General features: G+C 67.2%; 20 protein-coding genes and 1 pseudogene. 10 read left to right on the top strand and 11 right to left on the bottom strand.

What is annotated here, in order from left to right; genetic code table 11:
* The 4 genes from VGH54_RS12605 to VGH54_RS12590 form a co-directional block, all read left to right on the top strand.
* A partial coding sequence (locus VGH54_RS12605; RefSeq protein ID WP_331512335.1) for an acyl-CoA dehydrogenase occupies positions 1–910 on the top strand: 910 nt, incomplete at its 5' end.
* Positions 910–1686, top strand: a complete 777-nt coding sequence (locus VGH54_RS12600) for an enoyl-CoA hydratase family protein (RefSeq protein WP_331512334.1) — start codon at positions 910–912, stop codon at positions 1684–1686. The genes VGH54_RS12605 and VGH54_RS12600, both read left to right, overlap by 1 nt.
* A gap of 46 nt (positions 1687–1732) precedes the next feature.
* Positions 1733–3124, top strand: coding sequence for a ClC family H(+)/Cl(-) exchange transporter (locus VGH54_RS12595; RefSeq protein ID WP_331512333.1), 1392 nt, complete (start codon positions 1733–1735; stop codon positions 3122–3124).
* A 73-nt stretch (positions 3125–3197) separates the two neighbouring features.
* Entirely contained in the window at positions 3198–3794 is a 597-nt protein-coding gene (locus VGH54_RS12590) for a DUF1707 domain-containing protein (protein WP_331512332.1), read from the top strand.
* Positions 3795–3809: 15 nt separating this feature from the next.
* Here VGH54_RS12590 and VGH54_RS12585 read toward each other — a convergent pair whose 3' ends face one another.
* The 3 genes from VGH54_RS12585 to VGH54_RS12575 form a co-directional block, all read right to left on the bottom strand.
* The gene (locus VGH54_RS12585) at positions 3810–5795 is read right to left on the bottom strand and encodes a VWA domain-containing protein (RefSeq protein ID WP_331512330.1); all 1986 of its coding nucleotides are present in this window, start codon (positions 5793–5795) and stop codon (positions 3810–3812) included.
* Complete coding sequence (locus tag VGH54_RS12580; RefSeq protein WP_331512328.1) at positions 5788–7173, bottom strand: sigma 54-interacting transcriptional regulator; 1386 nt, start codon at positions 7171–7173, stop codon at positions 5788–5790. Before VGH54_RS12580 ends, VGH54_RS12585 begins: the two co-directional genes overlap by 8 nt.
* A gap of 109 nt (positions 7174–7282) precedes the next feature.
* Entirely contained in the window at positions 7283–7621 is a 339-nt protein-coding gene (locus tag VGH54_RS12575; protein ID WP_331512327.1) for a hypothetical protein, read from the bottom strand.
* 10 nt (positions 7622–7631) lie between these two features.
* Here VGH54_RS12575 and VGH54_RS12570 point away from each other — a divergent pair, with 10 nt between their 5' ends.
* Together VGH54_RS12570 and VGH54_RS12565 are read left to right on the top strand one after the other, a co-directional pair.
* Positions 7632–7769: a hypothetical protein gene (locus VGH54_RS12570; RefSeq protein WP_331512326.1), complete on the top strand. Its 138-nt coding sequence runs from the start codon at positions 7632–7634 to the stop codon at positions 7767–7769.
* Positions 7770–8091: 322 nt separating this feature from the next.
* A complete protein-coding gene (locus VGH54_RS12565) occupies positions 8092–9111 on the top strand; it encodes an alpha/beta hydrolase (protein ID WP_331512325.1) in 1020 nt (339 codons plus the stop codon).
* Between the two features lie 13 nt (positions 9112–9124).
* Here the strand turns inward: VGH54_RS12565 and purH are convergent, their stop codons facing one another.
* The 4 genes from purH to VGH54_RS12545 all read right to left on the bottom strand — a co-directional run bounded on the left by purH (position 9125) and on the right by VGH54_RS12545 (position 13539).
* Positions 9125–10696: a bifunctional phosphoribosylaminoimidazolecarboxamide formyltransferase/IMP cyclohydrolase gene (gene purH, locus VGH54_RS12560; RefSeq protein WP_331512324.1), complete on the bottom strand. Its 1572-nt coding sequence runs from the start codon at positions 10694–10696 to the stop codon at positions 9125–9127.
* Complete coding sequence (purN, locus tag VGH54_RS12555) at positions 10693–11322, bottom strand: phosphoribosylglycinamide formyltransferase (RefSeq protein ID WP_331512323.1); 630 nt, start codon at positions 11320–11322, stop codon at positions 10693–10695. The genes purH and purN overlap by 4 nt, the downstream gene beginning before the upstream one ends.
* A gap of 9 nt (positions 11323–11331) precedes the next feature.
* Entirely contained in the window at positions 11332–12642 is a 1311-nt protein-coding gene (locus VGH54_RS12550; RefSeq protein ID WP_331512322.1) for a DUF6350 family protein, read from the bottom strand.
* 63 nt (positions 12643–12705) lie between these two features.
* Positions 12706–13539 (bottom strand): DUF5336 domain-containing protein, encoded by an 834-nt coding sequence (locus VGH54_RS12545; protein WP_331512321.1) that lies wholly within the window; start codon positions 13537–13539, stop codon positions 12706–12708.
* A gap of 250 nt (positions 13540–13789) precedes the next feature.
* Between VGH54_RS12545 and VGH54_RS12540 the strand changes: the two genes are divergently transcribed.
* A complete protein-coding gene (locus tag VGH54_RS12540; RefSeq protein WP_331512320.1) occupies positions 13790–14638 on the top strand; it encodes an LLM class F420-dependent oxidoreductase in 849 nt (282 codons plus the stop codon).
* A 26-nt stretch (positions 14639–14664) separates the two neighbouring features.
* On the top strand, positions 14665–15066 hold the full coding sequence (locus VGH54_RS12535; protein WP_331512319.1) for a hypothetical protein: 402 nt from the start codon (positions 14665–14667) through the stop codon (positions 15064–15066).
* Here VGH54_RS12535 and VGH54_RS12530 read toward each other — a convergent pair whose 3' ends face one another.
* Genes VGH54_RS12530 through sucC form a run of 3 tightly spaced genes read right to left on the bottom strand, consistent with a single transcriptional unit; the run spans position 15067 to position 18676 of the window.
* Positions 15067–16590 (bottom strand): acetyl-CoA acetyltransferase, encoded by a 1524-nt coding sequence (locus VGH54_RS12530; protein ID WP_331512317.1) that lies wholly within the window; start codon positions 16588–16590, stop codon positions 15067–15069.
* A 5-nt stretch (positions 16591–16595) separates the two neighbouring features.
* Positions 16596–17498, bottom strand: a complete 903-nt coding sequence (gene sucD, locus VGH54_RS12525; protein WP_331512316.1) for a succinate--CoA ligase subunit alpha — start codon at positions 17496–17498, stop codon at positions 16596–16598.
* A gap of 14 nt (positions 17499–17512) precedes the next feature.
* Complete coding sequence (gene sucC / locus VGH54_RS12520; protein ID WP_331512315.1) at positions 17513–18676, bottom strand: ADP-forming succinate--CoA ligase subunit beta; 1164 nt, start codon at positions 18674–18676, stop codon at positions 17513–17515.
* A 284-nt stretch (positions 18677–18960) separates the two neighbouring features.
* On the opposite strand from sucC, the gene VGH54_RS12515 reads away from it, so the two are divergent.
* Together VGH54_RS12515 and VGH54_RS12510 are read left to right on the top strand one after the other, a co-directional pair.
* Positions 18961–19971: a M23 family metallopeptidase gene (locus VGH54_RS12515; RefSeq protein ID WP_414688695.1), complete on the top strand. Its 1011-nt coding sequence runs from the start codon at positions 18961–18963 to the stop codon at positions 19969–19971.
* 3 nt (positions 19972–19974) lie between these two features.
* Positions 19975–20577, top strand: a pseudogene (locus VGH54_RS12510) (hypothetical protein).
* On the opposite strand, the gene pcrA reads toward VGH54_RS12510, so the two are convergent.
* The gene (gene pcrA / locus VGH54_RS12505; protein ID WP_331512314.1) at positions 20574–22889 is read right to left on the bottom strand and encodes a DNA helicase PcrA; all 2316 of its coding nucleotides are present in this window, start codon (positions 22887–22889) and stop codon (positions 20574–20576) included. The pseudogene VGH54_RS12510 and the gene pcrA overlap by 4 nt on opposite strands.
* Between the last annotated feature and the right edge of the window lie 258 nt (positions 22890–23147).

Raw genomic sequence — 23147 nt, 5'->3', positions numbered from 1 at the left:
GCTGCTGATGGTGGTGTCGCCCGCCATCAACGGGACCATCATCAGCAAGTTCGGTACCGAGGAACAGAAGAAGCGCTGGATTCCCGGTATCGCCGACGGCACGCTGACCATGGCGTTCGCCATCACCGAACCCGACGCCGGATCCAACTCCCACAAGATCACCACCACGGCCCGCCGCGACGGCAGCGACTGGATCCTTAAGGGCCAGAAGGTCTTCATCTCCGGCGTCGACCAGGCTCAGGCCGTGCTGGTGGTCGCGCGCTCCGAGGAAGCCAAAACCGGCAAGCTGCGACCGGCGCTATTCGTGGTGCCCACCGATTCGCCCGGTTTCACCTACACGCCGATCGATATGGAGATCATCAGCCCCGAGCGGCAGTTCCAAGTGTTCCTCGACGATGTGCGACTGCCCAGCGATGCGCTCGTCGGCGCCGAAGACGCCGCGATCGCACAGCTTTTCGCGGGCCTGAACCCCGAGCGCATCATGGGCGCGGCCAGCAGCGTCGGCATGGGTCGCTTCGCGCTGGACCGGGCCGCCGACTACGTCAAGACCCGCCAGGTGTGGGGAACGCCGATCGGCTCGCACCAGGGCTTGTCACATCCGTTGGCGCAGTGCCACATCGAGGTCGAGCTTGCCAAGCTGATGATGCAGAAGGCCGCCACGCTCTACGACAACGGCGACGACGGCGGTGCCGCGACGGCCGCCAACATGGCGAAATATGCTGCGGCCGAGGCCGCTACGCGCTCGGTAGACCAGGCCGTGCAGTCGCTCGGCGGCAACGGGTTGACCAAGGAGTACGGCGTCGCCGCCATGCTGGCCTCGGCCCGGCTCGGCCGCATCGCACCGGTCAGCCGCGAGATGGTGCTCAACTTCGTCGCACAGACATCGCTCGGCTTGCCCCGGTCCTACTGATGGACACTCTCGTCGAGTACGCCGTCGACGGGCAGGTAGCGCGGCTGACGCTGAATTCGCCGCACAACCGCAACGCGCTGTCGTCGACGTTGGTCGGCCAGCTGCATCAGGGCCTGCGCGACGCGGCGGACGATCCGTCGGTGCGGGTCGTCGTGCTCGGCCACACCGGGAACACCTTCTGCGCGGGCGCCGACCTGTCCGAGGGGTCGGCGGCGAGTGCGGATCCCGCCGAAGCCACCACCCAGCGGTCCCGCGAAATGGCGACGTTGCTACGCGCGATCGTCGAGTCGCCGCGGCCGGTGATCGTCGCCGTCGACGGGCATGTCCGGGCCGGCGGCATGGGCCTGGTCGCCGCCGGCGATATCGCCGTCGCGGGACCCCGCAGCACGTTCGCGTTGACCGAAGCCCGGATCGGGGTGGCGCCGGCGATCATCTCGCTGACGCTGCTGCCGAAGATGTCCGCCCGCGCCGCCGCCCGCTACTACCTGACCGGTGAGACGTTCGACGCCACCACCGCCGCCTCGATCGGGCTGATCACGACGGCCGCCGACGACGTCGGCGCCACGGTGGCCTCGCTGGTCGCCGACATCGGTCGCGGCTCACCGCAGGGCCTGGCTGCATCGAAGGCGCTGACCACCGCCGCCGTGCTGGACGGGTTCGACCGCGACGCCGAGCGGCTGGGCGCCGAGTCGGCGCGGCTGTTCGTCTCCGACGAAGCCCGCGAGGGCATGCTGGCGTTCCTGCAGAAAAGGCCGCCCAGCTGGGCTTCCGGATAGAGGCCCCGCCAGCAGCCGCCGCAGGGTCCTCCGCTATGCAATGGGGGTGCACGATGACGAACGCGACAGCTGGCGAGACGTCCTTCGCAGCATGCTCACCGGCTGGCAGCGCCCGTCCGCGCGCCCGGTCGACGACGAGGGCGAGGGCGCCGAGAGCCTGATCGGGTTCGTGGTGGCCGCCGCTTTGGTCGGCGTGCTCACCGGCCTCAGCGCGGCGAGCTTCCGGCTCCTGCTGCAACAGGGTGCCCGGCTGCGCGACGGGCTAGCCGGCTGGGCACACGGCAGCTGGACGGGGTTGTTCGTCGTGGTGCTGGTGTGTACCGCCGCCGCCGCGATCGCCGCCGCCCTGGTGCACCGGATCGAGCCGCACGCCGAGGGCAGCGGAATCCCCCGCGTCGAGGCGGTCGCCGACGGCCGTGTGCGGCCCGACCGATTCCGGATCCTGCCGATCAAATACATCGGCGGGCTGTTGTCCATCGGCAGCGGCATGGCCCTCGGTCGCGAGGGGCCGTCGGTCCAGATGGGCGGGACCGCGGCGGTCATCGTCGCCACCATCACCCGGCGCAACCTCGCTGACCTGCGCGTCCTGGTGGCCGGTGGCGCCGCGGCCGGGCTGGCCACTGCCTTCAACGCGCCCATCGCCGGCGGCGTATTCGTGCTCGAAGAACTCGTCAAGCGGTTCGATCCGCGCACCACGGTCGCGACCCTCGTCGCGTCCGCGTCCGGGTTCGCCGCCGCCCACCTGCTGGTGAAATCGCGGACCGAGTTCCACATGGCGCCGTTGGCCGAACCACGGCTGGTGGAATACGGCTGGGTGATCGCGATCGGAGTCGTCACCGGGTTGCTCGGCGTGCTCTACAACGCGGCGGTGATGTTCGCCCTGCGCCGGGCCGACGCCAGCCGCCTGCCCAAAGAGGCCCGCGCCGGCGCGACCGGCGCACTGGTCGGGCTGCTCGTCTGGGTAGCACCGGACCTGGCCGGTAGCGGCGACAACCTCACCCAGAATGCACTGCTGGGCCGCGGAGCATTGCTCGCGATCACCGGTGTGCTCGTGCTGCGGTTCGTGCTCGGCGTCGTCTCCTACGCCGCCGCCACTCCCGGAGGTTTGTTCGCGCCGATGCTGGTCCTGGGATCACAGTCCGGATTGATCGTCGGGCTCATCGCCATGCACCTCACGCCGCACACCGTGCCCAGCCTGGCCGCATGCGCGCTCATCGGGATGGCGGCCTTCTTCACCGCGTCGGTGAACGCCCCGGTCACCGGACTCATCCTTGCCACCGAGATGACGGGCAACACCAACCAATTGCCACCGATGCTTGGCGCCTGCGCAGTCGCGATGCTCGTCGCGATGGCGCTGCGATCTGAATCCATCTACGACCGGCTCGCCGAGCGGGCCGCTCAGGCGCTGCGAGCGAGCGATCCCCGCCAGACTGAGTGAATTCTGTGGTTTGGCGCACCAGTTTAGCGAAGACACCTTGCAGCAAATTTTCTTCGTCGTACGCTCGACACTGATGAGCAAGTCAGCGCAGCGAGACGCGCAGGACCAGCCGAACGCCGTCGCGCGTGCGGCCGAAACCGATCGCATTCAGCTCGCCCAGCTGCTCACTGACGCGGCCGCTCAGGGCCGGTTGCAGATGAGCGACTACGAAGACCGCCTGACCAGGGCCTATGCGGCGAAGACCTACGAAGAATTGGATCGCCTGCGGTCGGACCTGCTGGGGTCGACGGTCAACCCCCAGCGCGGCGGCGACACCCAACCCGCGCCGTCGATGCTGCTGCTGGCCATCATGAGCGCGTTCGAGCGGCGCGGCCGCTGGAACGTGCCCAAGAAGCTGACGACGTTCGCGCTGTGGGGTGGCGGCGTCATCGACCTCCGCTACGCCGACTTCACCTCCACCGAGGTCGAGATCCGCGCCACCTCGATCATGGGCGGGCAGACCATCCTGTTGCCGCCCGAAGTCAACGTCGAGATCAAAGGACACGGCGTGATGGGTGGGTTCGACCACAACGTCAGGCGCGAGGGCACCCCCGGCGCGCCGACCGTGCGGATCCGCGGCTTCTCCCTGTGGGGCGGCGTCGGGATCAAGCGGAAGAACCGCAAGACCTAGCGCTAGCCCGTTGAACTATCGCCGGCGGCTGCGCAGGTAGTCGCCGACCACTGCCGCGCCCAGCCCGTCGAGATCGGGATCGACCACCCGTCCTTCGACGCGACGCGCAACCTGGTCGATGAAACGGGCCAGGCCCGGGTCGCTGCCCAACCGGAAGATCGTCACCTGCGCGCCCAACCGGGCCATCTCGTCGAAGCCGCGCACCGTATTGGCGATGGTCCGCGGATGCGGCGGGTAATCGAAGAACACCGACGCGCCGTCGCCGGTGTCCTCCAGGTGCGCGGTCGGCTCGCCGTCGGTGACCACCAGCAGGACGGGCTGTGCGTTGGGATGCCGGCGCAGATGGCGGCCGGCCAAAGCCAGTGCGTGATGCAGGTTGGTGCCCTGCTCGTACACGCCTTCCAGGCCCATCAATTCGGCGCTGGTCATGGTTCGCGCGTAACGGCCAAAGGCGATGATCTGCAACGCATCTGAACGGAATCGAGTGCGCACCAGATGGTCGAGCGCCAGCGCCGTGCGTTTCATCGGCAGCCAGCGGTTCTCCATCACCATCGAGAACGACGTGTCGACCAGCAACGCGACCGCGGCCTGGGTGCGGGTCTCGGTCTCGGACACCTCGACGTCGTCGACGGTGACGCGAATGGCCGAATCTCGGTTGTCCGCCGTGGTGCCGGCCTGCCTCAGCACGGCGTTGGTGAGCGTCCGCGTGACGTTCCACGGCTCGGTGTCGCCGAACTGCCAGGGCCGGGTTGCACCGGTCAGCTCACCCGCCGCTCCGGCACGACGCAGTTCGCGTTCGCCGCGACGGCTCGAAAGTTGCTGCGCCACATCGCGTAATGCCGTCTCGCCCAGTCGCCGCATCGCCTTCGGCGACAACCGCCACTGGCCGTCCGAGCTGCGGTCGAGGAAGCCCTGATTCACCAGCGCACGCTCGAGCTCGGACAGTGTCTGGGCGTCGATGGCGGCCTGGTCGCCCAGCTGGCGGGCCAGCGCGTCGAGGTCGACGTCGTCCATCGTCGCGCCCGGATAGGCCTGCGACAGCTGCTCGGCGAGTTGTTCCAGCTCGCCGATGTCGGCCAGCGCCTGCGCGCCTTCACCCATGCCCAGCGGGTTGTCGCCGGAGAACTGCGACGAGCCGTCCCAGTCCTCCCCTGGCCGGGCTGCCTGCAGGTGGGCGTCAAGCCGATCCAGCGCCTGCATCAACGCCGGCGAGCCGAATGCCTGCTGCGCCAACGCATCCAACTCGGCGCGCTGATCCGGGCTCAGGCTGTTGCGGAACCGCTGCGCGGCCGCCGCCCGCTTGGCCAGCGAGTCCAGCAGCTCCTCGACATTCTGCGGGTTCTCCGGGAAGAACTCGCCGTGCTTGTCCATGAAGTCCTGGAAATCTTGTTGGGAGTCTTGCCCTTTCGAGTGCTTGTCCAACAAGTCGTTGAGGTCGTTGAGCATGTCGTTGACGCGTTGACGGTCCTCGTCGGTGGCGCCTTCCAGCGCCTCCTTCATGCCGGCGAAGCGCTGGTCGAGCATCTCGCGACCGAGCAGATCCTTGATCTGCTCGTACTTCTGTCGCGCCTCGTCGCTGCGCCAATCGTATTCGGAAAGCTCTTGCACGGCCTTGGCCGGCGACGGCGAAAGCGCATCCAGTTGCAGCTCGCCGAAGCGGGCGTCGTCGTCCAACGCGCGCGCCAGTTCCTTGCGCTCAGCCAGCACCGCATCGTCGAGCAGCTTTTTGATCTCCTGCAGGGTCCCGTCTAAGTTGTTCTCGCGCAACAGTTCTCGTCGACGGCGGTTGGCCTCGGCGGCCAGCCGGTCGGCTCCGGTCATGTTCTTGGTGCCGCGGCGCAGCAACTCGGACAGCGCACGGCGCGGCGACGTGCCCGCCATCACGTCCTGGCCGATCTGCTCGAGCGCCTCGCGCAGATCCACCGGCGGGGCCAGTGGATCGGGCCCGCCCGTATAGGCCGAGTATTTCGCCGAATGACCTGACGAGTGACCTTTAGCCATAGACGGTTTCGCCTTCCCCGGACACCTTGTCGACCCGCTTGGCCAAATACAGTGCCTCTAAAGCCAATTCCAGCGCCGCCGCGCGCTCACCCTCGGATTCGGCGCCGAGCCGCTTGGCGATCGCCTCGATGATCGGCAGGTCCGGCAGTGCCGCCAGCACGTTCTTGGCCGACACCCGCTCACCGGTCGTCACCGCGGAGCCGCCCTCGACCGCGGCCACCAGCGGGCCGACGTCGAGACCGCCGAGCGCTCTGGACGCGGTGTCGGCGGTGGCCCGGCGCAGCAGGTGTTCCAGCACGGCCTGCTCGCGTCCTTCTTCCCCGGACTCGAACTCCAGCTTGCCGCGCAGCACAGCGATCACCGTGCCCAGGTCGACCACCCGCGCCACCGGGTCCGTCTCACCGAGCACCGCGCCGCGATGCCGCGCGGAGGCGGCAACGGTTTCGGCCGCGGCGATCGCGAACCGAGCCGACACCCCGGAGCGCTGGTCGACCGAGGTGGACTCCCGCAGGTAGCGGGCGAACCTGGCGATCACCTGGATCAGGTAGTCGGGGACCTGCGCGCTGAGATGGGCCTCCTGGCGGATCACCCCGACCTCGGCGTCGAGCTCCAGTGGATAGTGCGTGCGGATCTCGGCGCCGAACCGGTCCTTGAGCGGGGTGATGATGCGGCCGCGGTTGGTGTAGTCCTCTGGGTTGGCGCTGGCGACGACGAGCACGTCCAGCGGAAGCCGCAGGGTGTAGCCGCGAACCTGAATGTCGCGCTCCTCCATCACGTTGAGCATCGACACCTGAATGCGCTCGGCCAGGTCGGGCAGCTCGTTGACCGCGACGATGCCGCGGTGCGCCCGCGGAATCAGGCCGTAGGCGATGGTCTCGGGGTCGCCCAGACTGCGGCCTTCGGCGACCTTGATCGGGTCGATGTCACCGACCAGGTCGGCGACACTGGTGTCGGGGGTGGCCAGCTTCTCGGTGTAGCGCTCGCTGCGGTGCCGCCACTCGACCGGCAGATCGTCGCCGAGGGTGGCGGCCTTGCGGATCGACTCCGGGGTGATCGGGCTGTACGGATGCTCGCCGAGCTCGGCGCCACCGATCACTGGCGTCCACTCGTCCAGCAGGCCGGCCAGCGCCCGCAGCAGGCGCGTCTTGCCCTGACCGCGTTCACCGAGCAGCACGAAGTCGTGGCCGGCGATCAGCGCCCGTTCCAGCTGCGGTAGGACGGTATCCTCGAACCCCAGGATGCCTGGCCAGATCTCGTCACCCTCGGCCAGCGCTGTCAGCAGGTTTTCCCGGATTTCTTGCTTCACGCCCCGTTCGCGATGCCCGGCGGCACGCAGCTCGCCGACGGTGCGGGGCAGGTTATTCGCAGCAGTCACCACTCCACGCTACGACGACGCAGCGGGTAACGGCACGCCCCCAGGTCACCTTGGCATGAACAAGGCCGGGCAATCGCAGGGATTGCCCGGCCTTGCCGAGGGAGTTGTGCGGCTAGCTCGTGGTGACGGTGGCCTTCTCGTCGCCCTCTTTCCAGGTGATGGTGCCGTGCTCGAACGTCGACTTGTAGGTGCCGTCGGGTTCCTTCATCTCATCAGCGGTCGGGTAACCCAGTTTGCCCTGCGACGCCTGGACGTCATTCCACGCGTCGCGGATCTTGCCCCAGACGAAGTAGACGGGCTGCCCATTCCGATAGATGAGGACCCCGTCATCGAACTGCTGGTAGACGCCACTGTTGTCGGCGGTGTTCTTCTGGTTGTCGTAGGGAGCGCCCAGATCCTTTTTCTGCTCGTCGGTGAGGGTCTCCCACTTGGCCAGGATCGGTCCCTCCACGGTGTACTCAGTGCCGTTCTTGCCGGCGATCTGGGTCGAGGTCGGTGCCGGCATCGCCATTGATGGCGACATGGCGGCCGGTGACGTCATTGCGGATGACGAGGACGACGCCGAACTCGAGGACTGGCTCGAGTTGTTCGACTGGTGACATCCCGCACCGATCAGAGCGAACACTGCAATTGCGACTGAGAACGACGCTGTCCTTTTGCTTATCGCGCGCATGTTTTCCTCTCGAATACCTTTCGATCGCACCGGACTCGTCCGGTAGACGGGCCCGAATTTTGACTCTAGGCCGAAGTGATCTTGTACGGAAGAAATTCTGGGCGGCCCAAATCGACACACGGCGATGCTTCGCTCAGCGGCCGGCGGACGTTCAAGCGCGCGCCACCGAGTGGCCCAGGCAACTATCGCCGCACTTCGACACGAAGCTCACAGTGGTCATCATCCAGCTACCCGATACCCTCAGTACCGTGAATTCCCCCGACTGGTGTGATCGACCCGAGATGGCGCACTTCGGCCCTGCATCGTGGCAGTCCAGCGTGCTCGCTTTGCTCACCGCAATCTTCGTCCGGCCAGTGCTGGGCGCCCTGACCGTGATCGGCCTCGTCGTCAATCGCTTCCGCCCCGACGCGCTGCAGGCGGCGCGACTCGACGGGATCGACGGCCCGCTGCGGCTGATTCCGCCGCTGCGTGGCACTGACGTCACGCGGGTCTCGTTGCCGCACTGCCCGGCCGAATGGGTCGTCGCGCCGAAAGCACGCGATTCCAATTCACTCATCGTCTATTTCCACGGCTCTGCTTTGGTGACCCTGGGACTCAACTCCCATCGCCGTTTCGTCAGCAAGTTGTCGGCAACGACCGGCGCGAAGGTATTCAATGTCGGCTACCGACTTGCGCCGCACGCCAGTATCGAAGACGCCGTCGCCGACGGATTGGACGGCTACCGTTACGCGCTGGCGCAGGGGTTCGCCCCCGAACGCATCGTGCTGGCCGGCGACTCGGCGGGCGGATTGATGGCCGCCGACGTCGCGCTCGCAGCGCGGGACGCCGGGCTGCCGGTGCCGGCCGGTCAGGCGCTGATGTCCCCGCTCACGTCATCGGACATGAGCCTGAAATACCGCGCTCTGAAAGACCACCGCGACGTGATGTTCCCGTTCATGACGGTGAAGTTCATTTACGACGTGTTCGCCACCGTCAACGGCACCCGGCCGCCGCCGGTGATGCCGCCGGAGGCAGACCTGCACGGGCTGGGCCCGTTCCTGCTGCAGGTGGGCACCCACGAGATGTTGCTGAACGACACCTTCGCGCTGGCCGAACGGCTGCGGGCGCACAGCGTCGACGTCTGGGTGCAGCAGTGGCACAAGGCTATGCACATGTTCCAGCTGAGCTTCGACGTCAACCCCGACGCCCGCCGCGCGGTCGACGAGGTCGCTGCGTTCATTCGCTACGCGACGGCGCAGAAGGACCTGAAAGACGAAGTCAGCGCCTGAGCGCAGTGGGCTTCTAGTGCGCGAAGTGCCGGGCGCCGGTCAGGTAGAGCGTCACGCCGGCCTTTTCGGCCGCCGCGGTCACCTCGTCGTCGCGCACTGACCCGCCTGGATGCACGATCGCCTTGACGCCCGCGGCGGCCAGCGTCTCCAGACCGTCCGGGAACGGGAAGAACGCATCTGAGGCCGCAACGGCGCCGCGGACCCGATCGCCGCCGCGCTCGACCGCCAACCGCGCCGCGTCGACGCGGTTCACCTGGCCCATGCCGATGCCGATGGTCGCGCCGCCGCCGGCGATGACGATCGCGTTGGATTTGACCGCGCGGCAGGTGCGCCAGGCGAAGGCCAGATCCGCCAGCGTGGCCGGGTCGGCGGGGGCACCGGTCGCCAGTGTCCAGTTGAGCGGGTCGTCGCCCGGCGCGTCGATCCGGTCGCGCTGCTGCATCAACATCCCACCGCTGATCTGACGGCGCTCGGTGTCGTCATCCATCGGCTCGGCCGCCACCAGCACGCGGACGTTCTTCTTGCGCGCCAACACATCGACGGCGCCCGGTGCGTAGGCGGGCGCCACGATCACCTCGGTGAAAATCGTGCTGACGTACTCGGCCATCTCGACGGTGACCTCGGTGTTGGCCGCGATCACCCCACCAAAGGCGCTGAGCGGGTCGCACTCGTGGGCTTTGCGATGCGCGTCGGCGACCGAATCCGACGAGACCGCAATCCCGCATGGGTTGGCGTGCTTGATGATCGCCACGCAGGTCTGCTCGTGGTCGAAGGCGGCCCGCCACGCCGCGTCGGCGTCGGTGAAGTTGTTGTAGGACATCTCTTTTCCGTGCAGCTGCTCGGCCTGCGCCAGACCGGGCCACCCGCCGTCGTCGACGTAGAGCGCGGCCTGCTGGTGCGGGTTCTCGCCGTAGCGCAGCTGGGTCGAGCGTCGCCACGTCCCCGCCACCCACTCCGGGAACGCCGCGGCCGGCTCCTCGGGCGCCAGTGTCGACTCCATCCAGCCGGCCACCGCGACGTCGTACTCGGCGGTGTGCCGAAATGCCAATGACGCCAACTTCTTTCGCTCGGCCAAGGTGAAGCCGCCGTTGCGCACGGCGGCCAGCACTCCGTCGTAACCGAGCGGATCGGTCACCACCGCCACGCTCGGGTGGTTCTTGGCCGACGCGCGGACCATCGACGGTCCGCCGATGTCGATCTGCTCGACGCACTCGTCCACACCCGCGCCGGACTCTACGGTCTCGCTGAACGGATACAGGTTGACCACGACCAACTCGAACGCCGCGATCCCGAGTTGCTCGAGCGCCGCAGCGTGCTCGGGCTTGCGAAGATCAGCCAGCAAGCCGGCGTGTACCCGCGGATGAAGGGTTTTGACCCGGCCGTCGAGCACCTCCGGAAAGCCGGTCAGCTGCTCCACCGGCGTCACCGGAATACCTTTGTCGGCAATGGTTTTCGCGGTCGACCCGGTGGAGACGATCTCGACGCCCGCCTCGGCAAGACCGCGGGCCAGATCGACCAGCCCGGTCTTGTCGTAGACGCTGATCAACGCGCGGCGAATCGGCCGCTTCGCGTCATAGGTGCTCATCCGATAGTCGCCTTTCGTCCGATCCAGGTCACGCCGCCGGTCGCCAGGGCGGCTATCACATCTACCAAGAGCCGTCGTTCGACGACCTTGATCCGCTCATGCAGAGTCTGTTCGTCGTCATCGTCGTGCACCGGGACGGCGTGCTGGGCAAGTATCGGGCCGGTGTCGGTGCCCGCGTCCACCAGGTGCACCGTGCAGCCGGTGACTTTCACACCGTGGGCCAGCGCGTCGGCCACTCCGTGCGCACCGGGAAAAGCCGGCAGCAGAGCCGGATGGGTGTTGAGCGTGCGGCCTTCGAACTTCGAAAGAAATTGTGGTCCAAGGATCTTCATGAATCCCGCCGAGACGACGAGGTCCGGCGAGTGAGCGGCCGTAGCCTCGGTGAGTGCGGCGTCCCATGCGCCGCGGTCGGGATAGTCCGCGAGCCGCACCCGGAACGTCGGCAGCGACGCGTTACCCGCGATCTCGGCCGCCGGACAGTCGCGGTCAAGGCCGACTGCGACGACCCGCGCCGGGTAGTCACCGACGGCGGCCGCCAGCAGGGACGCCAGCAGCGAACCGGTACCCGATGCCAACACCACCAATCGTGCAGGCGCACTGGGAGGCACGCGGAACGGTTGCTGCACAGGGCGAGCCTAGCTGTCGTCGTCCGGCGACGATGTGGGCCGGTCCGGCGCCGAATCGATGCCCGACTCGGTTGCTGACGTGTCATGGGTCGCGACACCGGCGCCCGGATCGTCGGCCTGGACATCAATCGACGGCTCGTCATCCGGTTCGGCCGCCGGCGGCGCGGCCCGCTTCGGTTTTCGCGGCCGGTATCGGATGCCGCCGGCCATCGCGACGGTGAGCCAACCGACGGCGGTGAACCACAGGAAGACCGCGAACCCGAACGTGCTCTGGTCGAGTCCGACGCCGCCGAAGTTGCCCAACTGGCCACTGCCGGCATAGCCGAGCAATGCCAAGGTCAGCGCCGCCACCAGTGCCGCAGTCCCCAACTTGGCCATCGCGTCGGACAGCGGTAACGGCCGGCGCGCGCACTGCTGTCCAAGCGCGACACCCGATGACGCTCCGACGATCAGCAGCGCAACCCAGACCGGACCCAGTGGCGGGTGCGGCGCCGCGGCCAGCACCGGCAGCGCCGGCATGTCCCCTCCGAAGACGGTGAACGAACTGAATGTCGCAAAACCCAGGTGGGCGCTGGATCCCACGGCCATCGCGGCGGTCGCGACGATCACGTTGGGCACGTACAGGATCGAGAGCAGGGTCAGGCTGAACTGGCCGAATACCGAGTTGGTGATCGCGTACAGATCCTGCATCGTCGACCAGTGCACGACCAGCGAGGCGGCCGCGACCATTCCCGACAGCCCGAGCAACGCCAGCACGCCGGCCATCGCCGCGCGTAGTGAATCGCCGAGCCAATCCGGCAGCGGCGACGCCGCGAGGGCCCGGCGGCCGACCCGCGAACCCACCCCGATGAACGCGCCGATTGCGTGCACGACCAGCACGCTGACAAAAGCGCGCAACGCGCTCGGCGTCTGCAACTCGGTGATGACCGATCCCGCGTCGTGGATGACGGCCAGCGCGATCGCGGCGATCAGCAGCGGTCCGCCCAGGGCCGACGCCACGATCCACCGGATGGCGAACCACGAGGCGGTCGTCGTGGTGGCCAGTGCGGTAGCGCGCGCGGTACCCCACACCATCAGCAGCACCGGAAGTAGCGGCATCACGCCGAGCTCGCGGCCGCCGATCGAGATCGGTACCTGATGCACGCCGAGCCACATGCTGGCGATCGCACCCAGCGCGCCGGTCATGTCGCTGTTGGCAATCACCAGCTGCAACAACGTCACCGCGGCGATGATCACCAACGCCACCACGGCGGGGCCGAACGCGACCCGCAGAAGGTCACGGGCCTGGTTGGCGCCAGGGGTTCGACTGTCCGGCGTCACGGTTTGAGGACGTTACCTACCAGGTCCCCTGGTCGGCGACCCGCCGCGCCCGACAGTGCACGGTTACGACTGTGACGGACCCGACGGCGAGGACGGCGCCTGCGGCTGCTGACCCGAGCTGAATGAGTTCTGGCCGTGGGCCGAACCCCCCTGATCAGTTGAGTTGCCCTGCCCCTGAGCCCCGGAGCCGGACGACGGCGGCGGGCTGAAGCTAGGGAAACCCGTTGGCGGGGTGGGTGATCCGTGCTGCGACTGTGCCGAGCTGGGCTGAGGTCCGGGTTGCGCACTGAAACCGCCGGTTGTCGGTCCAGTTGGGTAGCCGCCGTACTGGGATCCGTAGCCGGATTGGCCGTAAGGAGGCTGCTGCTGGCCGTAGTAGCCGCCGTACTGCCCGTAGTACTGGTCGTACTTGGGCCGCGGCGCCGGCGGGGTGATCACACCGGCGTCCAGCAAGAGCGCGGTGACGGCGAGCACGGCCTGGACCACGCCGGCGCCCACGGCGATCCACAGCGCCCAGCCACGGCCTGATGCTCCGATGGTGTCCTCGATCAGCAGCAAGCCGCCCAGCGTCGCGACCGCAGCGACCACCGCGGAGAAGTTGTGGGCTTTGGGCACCAGGCTGACGCCGGCCAGCAGCCCCGCGAGCAGCGCCAGGTCGACCGGCAAGGTGCTGCCGCTTTCGACGAGCTCGTCGCCGTTGGGGAGGACGCGGGTGATCATCGGGCCGTAGCTCACCAGGTAGATCGCCAGGCCGAGCACCAGCGTTCCGATGGTCAGATACTGCTTCAGGTTGCTCTCACCCTCGTTGCCCTTGTTGAACGACGGCGCGGCGGGAGCCGCGTATGAGGCGGGCGACTGCGCGGGCGGATATCCGGGACTGCCGGGCGGGTAGGTCATGGGTTCTCCTGTTGCCTTCCGATGCGATTGCGGCGCCACTGTCGTGCGGCGCTGGTCCTCCGGCGCGCCGCTCCTCGCGAGGCTACCCGGTAACTCTCAACGAATGTCGTGGCGAAAGCTGCGCTTGCATTGCGACGCGAGCCGATCAACCACGCTAGCGCACCTCGTCCGGTACGTCGGCGTGGACCTCGGTGACGTATAGCCACCCCCCGTGGTTGCCCGCAAGATTGGAACACGTTCTAATTCATCCATGGACTACGGGCTTGTGCTGTTCACCAGCGATCGCGGAATCACCCCGGCGGCGGCCGCCACTCTCGCCGATAACCATGGGTTTCAGACGTTCTACGTGCCCGAGCACACCCATATCCCGATCAAGCGCGAAGCGGCCCATCCGACCACCGGTGACGAATCGCTGCCTGACGACCGCTACATGCGCACGTTGGATCCGTGGGTAAGCCTGGGGGCGGCCTGCGCCGTCACGTCGCGGGTGCGGCTGTCCACCGCGGTGGCACTGCCGGTCGAACACGATCCGATCACACTGGCCAAATCCATCGCGACGCTCGATCACCTCTCCGGCGGGCGGGTCAGCCTGGGCGTCGGGTTCGGCTGGAACACCGATGAACTCGCCGACCACAACGTGCCGCCCGGGCGGCGCCGCACCATGCTGCGCGAATACATCGAGGCGATGCGAGCACTGTGGACCGAAGAGGAAGCCTCCTACGAGGGTGAGTTCGTCAACTTCGGGCCCAGCTGGGCGTGGCCCAAGCCGGTGCAGTCGCACATCCCGGTGCTGGTCGGGGCGGCCGGCAACGAGAAGAACTTCAAGTGGATCGCGCGCAGCGCCGACGGCTGGATAACCACGCCGCGCGACTTCGACATCGACGAGCCGGTGAAGTTGCTGCAGGACACCTGGGCCGCCGCCGGCCGCGACGGCGCGCCGCAGATCGTGGCGCTGGACTTCAAGCCGGTGCCCGAAAAGTTGGCGCACTGGGCCGAGCTCGGGGTCACCGAGGTGTTGTTCGGATTGCCCGACAAGTCCGAAGATGAGGTCTCCGCGTATGTAGAGCGACTGGCCGGCAAGCTGGCCGCCGCGGTCTAGACGCTGAATCCGATCGGAGGCGCATCGTGACAGCCGACGACGAGCCGGGCAAGCACTTCCCCTTTCGCTACGAAACCCGGCTGGCCCCGATATGGCTGCCGTTTCGCCTGTGGCCCCGCGCGCAGGGCGTCACCGTCACTGACGACGGCCGGCTGATCGCCCGCTACGGACCGCTGCGTGTCGACGCGCCGCTGTCGCAGATTCAGAGTGCGCATATCACCGGGCCCTACCGTTGGTGGACCGCCGTGGGCGCGCGGCTGTCGTTGGCCGACGACGGACTCACGTTCGGCACCAACGCAACTCAAGGCGTATGCATCCACTTCGAGCCGCGTATTCGCCGCGTGATCGGGCTGCGTGACCACTCGGCGCTCAATGTGACGGTCGAGGATTGCGAAGGCCTGGTCGCCGCGATCACCGGCGCCCACTAGTCAGCTCAGCGAGCAGCGGTTGCCGTAGTCGAACGAGCGCACGGTCACCGAGTGTCCGAGCGGCTCACCGTCGGTGAGCAGCGCGATCAGGTCGTCTTCCTCGGTGGTCGCCAGGAACCGGCTGTTGTCGGCGTCGAGTCGCCCGACGATGATCCCGGTCAACTTCGCGCCGTCGCGCCGGACCGTGTAGGTCTCGACGGTGGCCGGGCCGTCGGCTTGCTCGACGACCGTTTCCTTCGGCGCCTGGTCGACCTGAGCCTGCAGCTCCGCGCTGCGATCCGGCTTCCACGCCGTCGGAGCGGTCGAGTAGACGCCGACCGAGTACTTGCTCAGCAAGCCGCCGTTCGCGCCGACCAGGCCGAATTGGCCTGGTGTGCCACGGCATTCGCCAACCGTCTCGGCGATGCCGTGCATCGAATAGTTGTTGCCCGCACCGCCGAAGAACGGTAGGCCACCGGTCAGCGTCAGCCCGCGCGGATCGTCGGTGGCGAGTCCGACGCCGTCGCAGATGTTGAACACCGGCACCGGGAAGCAGCTGTACAGATCGAAGGTGGCGATGTCGTCGATGCCGAGCCCGGCGACGTCCAGCGCTTCGCGCACCGCCGTCACCGCCGACGGGGAATGGCCGAGATCCGGCCGATCCAATAAGTTGGGTTCCTCTAGGTCGGCGTGACCGTGCAGGTATACCCAATTCTCCTCGGGAACACCAAGATTGCGTGCGGCCTCCACTGACATCAGCAGCGCGGCCGCACCTTGGTTCACCTGATCGCGGGCCACCATCAGCCGCGGGTACGGATTGGAGATCATCCGATTGCGCTCGGTGACGGTGATCAGTTCCTCGACGCTGCGTTCGACGGGCGCGGCGGCGAACGGATTGCCCGCGGCCACCTTGGAGAACGGCGCGAACAGTTCGCCCATCCGCCGTAGGTACTCGGCGGGCCCGAGTCCGGTTCCGGCCCGCCGGGCGTTCTCCAGTAGCGCGTATTGCGTTGGCGCGTCGACCAATCCGTGGATTATCGTGTAGCGGCTGATCAATTGCTCCAGGCCCATGCCACGGTCTTCCAACGACCCGTCGACGGTTTCGGAGAAGTCCGGCCGGTTCTCCGCGTCGGCGAAGTAGCGGTTGGTGGAGGTCGCATCGGAGCCGAAGACCATGGCGACTTCCGAGCGTCCGGCCGCGATCTGGCCGGCCAGTTCGGTGATCAGGTGCTGCGGGCCTTGTCCCCCAACGACTTCCAGGATGGCACGGGCCGGGTCTGCGCCGATTCTATTGGTCACCGATCGCGGATAGTTGTTCGACTTGCCCAAGACCGCCTTGGCGGGTCCGGAAATCTCGAATTGCCTTATGCCGGCGACGGTGTCGATCGACGCGGCTACCTTTGCCATGTCCGCACCGCAGTCCTCGAGCGCCGCCCGTGCGCCGGCCGCCGCTAATTCGACGGCCGACATTCCCCGGTAGTAGGCGTCGTCGATGCGTTCTGCGGCCTGCCCGACGCCGACTACGACCGGAGTGCGCGGATCCATGACGCCTACAGGCTCTCCAGGATTTGCCGTGCGAGCGCGGCGGTTTCCGACGGGGTCTTGCCGACCTTGACCCCGGCCGCTTCCAAAGCTTCCTTCTTGGCGGCAGCGGTGCCGGACGAGCCGGACACGATCGCGCCGGCGTGGCCCATCGTCTTGCCTTCCGGCGCAGTGAATCCCGCGACGTAGCCGACGACCGGCTTGGACACGTTGGCCTTGATGTAGTCGGCGGCACGCTCTTCGGCGTCACCACCGATCTCACCGATCATCACGATGACCTTGGTCTCGGGGTCCTTCTCGAAGGCCTCGATCGCGTCGATGTGGGTGGTGCCGATCACCGGGTCGCCGCCGATACCGATCGACGTGGAGAACCCGAAATCACGTAGCTCGTACATCATTTGGTAGGTCAGCGTGCCCGACTTGGACACCAGGCCGACGGGTCCCGAGCCGGTGATGTTGGCCGGCGTGATGCCCACCAGCGCCTGCCCGGGGGTGATGATGCCCGGGCAGTTCGGCCCGATGATGCGGGTCTTGCCGCCCTTGGACAGGTTGTATGCCCAGGCATAGGCGCTGTCCTGCACCGGGATTCCCTCGGTGATAACCACCAGCAGCGGGATCTCGGCGTCGATGGCCTCGATGATGGCGTCCTTGGCGAACTTCGGCGGCACGAAGATGATCGACACGTCGGCGCCGGTCTGCTGCATCGCTTCCTCGACGCTGCCAAACACCGGCAGCTTGACGATCTGGCCGCCCTTGTTCTCATGCGTCACGGTGGTGCCGGCTTTGCGCGCGTTGACGCCGCCGACGATCTGAGTGCCCGCCTTGAGCATCCGGGCGGTGTGCACAGTGGCCTCGCTACCGGTGATGCCCTGGACGATGACCTTGCTGTCTTTGGTCAGAAAGATTGCCATGTCGTGCGGTCCTTTCAGGCGCTCGCGAGCTCGGCGGCTTTGTCAGCGGCCTCGTCCATCGTCGGTACGACCGTCACCAGCGGGTGGGCGGCCTCGGCCAGGATGCGCCGGCCTTCGTCGACGTTGTTGCCGTCCAACCGGACCACCAGCGGCTTGTTGGCGTCGTCGCCGAGGATCTTCAGCGCCTGGACGATCCCATTGGCCACGGCGTCACACGCGGTGATGCCACCGAACACGTTGACGAACACGCTCTTGACCTGTCGGTCGCCCAGGATGACGTCGAGACCGGCGGCCATCACCTCGGCCGAGGCGCCCCCACCGATGTCGAGGAAGTTGGCCGGCTTGACCCCGCCGTGCTTCTCGCCCGCGTAGGCCACCACGTCCAGCGTCGACATGACCAGCCCGGCGCCGTTTCCGATGATGCCGACCTCGCCGTCGAGCTTGACGTAGTTGAGGTTGTGCTCCTTGGCTTTGAGCTCCAGCGGGTCGGTGGCGTCGCGGTCCTCGAACTCGGCATGATCCGGATGCCGGAAGTCAGCGTTGCCGTCGAGTGTCACCTTGCCGTCCAACGCCAGGATCTGGTCGTCGGGCGTCCGCACCAAAGGGTTGACCTCAACCAAAGTGGCGTCTTCGGCGACGAAGACCTCCCAGAGCTTGGAGATGGTGACCGCCGCTGCATCGAGCACCTCGGCCGGCAGGTGGCCCTGTTCGGCGATCGAGCGGGCGAATGCCAAGTCGACACCCTTGACCGCATCCACCGGGACTTTGGCCAGCCGCTCGGGCTTGGTGGCGGCGACCTCTTCGATCTCCACGCCGCCCTCCACCGAGCACATGGCCAGGTAGGTGCGGTTGGCGCGGTCGAGCAGGAAGGAGATGTAGTACTCCTCGGCGATATCGCTGGCCTCGGCGACCAGCAGCTTCTTCACGACGTGGCCCTTGATGTCCAGGCCGAGAATGTTCTTCGCGTGGTTGTAGGCGTCATCCGCGGTCGCGGCGTATTTCACGCCACCGGCCTTCCCCCGTCCACCGACCTTGACCTGCGCTTTGACCATCACCGGGCGCCCGATCTCTTCGGCGATGGCCTTGGCCCCGTCCGCGGTGTCTGTCACCCGGCCGGGCGTCGTTGGGACGTTGTGCTTGGCGAACAGCTCCTTCGCCTGATACTCGAAAAGATCCATGGGCTCACTTCTGTGTGTCGGCCTAGTTTTCCGTTTTGTACGCGAGCCCAGGGTTCGACGCCCGCTTGCGGGAACTGTATCGACACGGCCTGAACGTGCCGTCGTCGGCACCGGTGGATGTGGCAGATCTCACCGGGCGGTTTGTCGTGATTCAAATCACAATCCCGAGCGGATTTCTGGCTTAGCTTGCAACCTCACCAGGTCGCCGGTTAACGTCTCAGGGTCCAGATAACGATACGGTTACGGCTCGAGGGACAATCAGGTTGACCCAGCAAATCCCGGCACTGTCTCCTGTCCAAGGAGAGCTTTCGGCGTCGCGCGGCAGCTTGTCAGCCCCTGGTCGCAACGAAGTCACCGACATCATTCCTTTCAATGAGTTCGGCATGCTCGACGACCTGGATTTCAGCACCAACTCCCACTTCGACAAAGAAGCGCAGGTCCTGCGCGCGCCCGAGCTCGACGACTTGGACGACACCGACAACCTCGCCGTGATGAGGCTGGCCCGCCCCAGCGTGTCCAAGCGCCGGATCGACCCAGTTCGGCGTGACGCGCACCGTGGTACTGGCGACGCGGAGCCGATGATTCGGCGCGGACAGCACCGCAAACAGCTGACCGGCCCCGCTCGGGGTCGCGTGCTGATCGGCGCGATGGCGGCCGGTGCCGCCGCGGCCGCCGCGCACTCCACCACCGAGGCCCCAGATCACTCCAAGGCCCCGACCGTGCTGGCCGCTCAAGCCGCAGCGACCAACGGCGGGCCGATCAGCACTTCCGGCGGCGGTATGCAGATGGTGACCGTGCGGCCGGCCGCGAACGTCGCCGTCCACAACGCCGAGCTGGCCCACGGCGTCGCGTTCGCTCAGGAGCGCGCCCAGCGCGAGGCCAGGCTGCAGCAGCCGCTGTTCGTCATGCCGACCAAGGGCATCTTCACCTCGGGCTTCGGCTACCGGTGGGGCGTCCTGCACGCCGGCATCGACCTCGCGAACTCGATCGGCACCCCGATCCACGCGGTCTCCGACGGTGTCGTCATCGACGCGGGCCCGACCGCCGGCTACGGAATGTGGGTCAAGCTGCGTCACGCCGACGGCACGGTCACGTTGTACGGCCACGTCAACACCACGCTGGTCGGCGTGGGTCAGCGGGTGATGGCCGGCGACCAGATCGCCACCATGGGCAACCGCGGCAATTCCACCGGCCCGCATTTGCACTTCGAGGTACTGCTGGGCGGCTCGCAGCGGGTAGACCCGGTGCCGTGGCTGGCCAAACGGGGCCTGTCCGTCGGCACCTTCGCCGGTTGACCGTTGACCGACCCGAACAGTCCCACACCAGGCGATCGCCCGCCGCCCTCAGCGCCAACCGGGCCCAAGCCCGCCGCCAGCGGTCCTGAAACGCGCATCATTCGCCGAGCGCCGACCGGGCCCTTGCCGCAGGCGGTCGACGACGCCCGCACCACGCACATTCCACGGCCGCCGTCGCCCCCGCAATACGCTCCGCCGAGCAGCCCGGCCGCCATGGCGGGCTCTCCCTATGGCGAGCCGAGCCGGACGACGGCGGTGGCCGCTGCGGCGGTCAGCATCGTCAGCGGCTGGTCCACCTCGGTGGTGGCGACCGACCTGATCGCGGGCTGGTGGAGATCGGACCGGCTGTTCTGCGTGGCTGTGGCGTTCCTGGCGCTAATATTCGCGCTGGCCACGATCTCCGGGGTGATCCTGCTGCTGCTGCGCTAACCGCTGAGCCGCTACCTGATCGTGGCGGGCGCCGTGGTCGCGATCTTGACCTACCTCGGCGTGTTCATCGCTGGCGCACGAGTGGCCTGGATCGTGCACACCCTGCCAATTCTGCCGATCACCAGCGCCGTACTGACCATGCTGCCGCGTACGCGGGAATGGCTGCTGGAAGACTAGAGCTTCGACACCGGAGCGTGGTTGTGCATCAGCTTGACCCGACCCGCGCTGCCGAAGTCGATCAGCGACATCGCTGATTCGCCGACGCCCGACACCTCTTCGACGCGGCCCAGGCCGTACTTGTCGTGGGTGACCCGGTCGCCCGGCGCCAGCACCAGCAGCGGCCGCTTGCCGGCTGCACCGCGGGTCGGCGACGGCCGCGGCGTGCCGAACCGGCCGGCACCGCTCACCGGTGCGCTGAGCGACGGCGTCGGGTCGGTGCGACGCCAGTCGATGAGCTCCTGTGGGATCTCGCGCAGAAACCGCGATTCCGGGTTGAGCATCGGCTGTCCCCACGACGACCGAACCTTGGCGCGGCTGACATAGAGGCGCTGGCGTGCCCGGGTGATCCCGACGTAGGCCAGTCGACGCTCCTCGGAAAGCTCGCCCGCGTCACCCAAAGCCCGCATGTGCGGGAACATTCCGTCTTCCCATCCGGTGACGAACACCACCGGGAACTCCAGCCCCTTGGCGGTGTGCAACGTCATCAGCGTCACCAAACCGGCTGTCTGCTCGGGGATTTCATCGGTGTCGGCGACCAAAGACACCCGTTCCAAGAATTGCGCCAGCACACCGGTGTCCGGCACGTCCTCGTCGACGGGCACGTCGTCGAGCGCGGCGGCGTTGGCCAGATCGGTGGCGAATTCGTGTGCGACGCTGACGAGTTCGTTGAGGTTGTCCAGCCGGGCCAAGTCTTGCGGGTCGGAGGACGATTCCAACTCCGCGCGGTATCCGGTGCGCTCCAGCACCGCCTCGACCAGTTCACCCAGGTCGCCCTCCGACGCGTCGAGCCGGCTCCGCAGTTCGTCGAGCATCTCCACGAAACCCGCAATCGCCTTGGCCGACCGGGTATTCAGCAGCGGCACCTTGCCTTCGGCGGCGGCTTCCAGCGCGTCCGCGAAACTGGATCCGGTGTTCTCGGCGTACACGGCCACGCAAGCCTCGGCGCGATCGCCGATGCCGCGCCGCGGCGTGTTGAGGATCCGCCGCAAACTGACCGCGTCGCCTGGGTTGTCCAGCACGCGCAGGTAAGCGACGATGTCGCGAATCTCTCTGCGCTCGTAAAACCGCACTCCCCCAACCACTTTGTAGGGAATGCCGGCGCGGATGAACACCTCTTCCAACGACCGCGACGAGTTGTTGGTGCGGTAGAAGACGGCCACATCGTTGTAGGTGATGGCGTTGTTGGCGGCCAGCGCGTCGATTTCCTCTGCGACGAACCTCGCCTCGTCGTGCTCGTTGTCGGCGACGTAGCCGACGATCAGCTCACCCTCGCCGGCGTCGGTCCACAGCCGCTTGTCCCGGCGCCCGGCATTGCGGGAGATCACCGAGTTGGCCGCGGTCAGGATGTTCTGCGTGGAGCGATAATTCTGCTCGAGCAGGATCGTCGCGGCGTCGGGATAGTCGCGCTCGAAGTCTTCGATGTTGCGGATCGTGGCGCCGCGAAACGCGTAGATCGACTGGTCGGCGTCGCCGACCACGCACAGCTCGCCCGGTGTCACACCGTCCTCAGTGTCGCGGCCGACCAGCTCGCGGACCAAGACGTACTGCGCGTGGTTGGTGTCCTGATACTCGTCGACCAGGATGTGCCGGAAGCGTCGACGGTAATGCTGGGCGATCTGCGGGAAGGCCTGCAGCACCGCGACCGTCTCGCCGATCAGGTCGTCGAAGTCCAGGGCGTTGGCCAGCCGCAGCCGGTGCTGGTATTCGGAGAAGACGGTGGCCACCGTGCGCGCCAGGTCGTCGGCGTCGTCGGACAGGTTCGCCATCGCCTGCTGCGGGTCGATCAGCTCGTTCTTCAGGTTGGAGATGGCGTTGGCCAGCAGCCGCGGCGAATACCGCTTGACGTCGAGGCCGATGTCCTTGGCGATCATCTGCAGCAGGCGTCGGGAATCGTCGGCGTCGTAGATGGAGAAGTTGGAGTTGAGGCCCGCGATCAGCGACGCCTGGTTGCGCAGAATCCGCACGCAGGTCGAGTGAAACGTCGATACCCACATCGATCGCGCCCGCGGGCCGACCAGCGCCACCACGCGTTCGCGCATCTCAGCGGCGGCTTTGTTGGTGAAAGTGATCGCCAGCACCTGGCCTGGTCCGACATCGCGCGCGGCCAGAAGGTAGGCGATACGCCGGGTCAGCACGGCGGTCTTGCCCGAGCCCGCACCGGCGACGATCAGCAGCGGCGAGCCCTCATGCAGAACCGCCTGGCGTTGCTGGGGGTTCAAACCGTCGAGAAGTTGATCGCCTTCAGATTCGGTCACGTGCTGCACACTCATAACTGATCCAACCTACCGCCGTTCGGCGACACCTTTGCGCTTGAACGCCTCCAAGTGGCACACTCATTTCGTGCTCAATATGCAGCGTCGATTTTTCTACGGGTACCGGCCAGCGGTGCCCGTGGTTTAGCTGCTTCCCAGAGCCCCGCGGTCCGCATCCGGATCCGGGGCTCGTCTCTTGTGTGAGGCCCGAAATCGGATGAGACCGCAACCACCTCCACACAACGAGAATTCGGAGTCTGAAATGACAGTCGAAAC

The sequence above is a fragment of the Mycobacterium sp. genome, assembly GCF_036488105.1.
GTDB lineage: Bacteria > Actinomycetota > Actinomycetes > Mycobacteriales > Mycobacteriaceae > Mycobacterium.
Note: the sequence above shows the minus strand (reverse complement) of the source record. Positions and strands in the feature narration are given on the sequence as shown.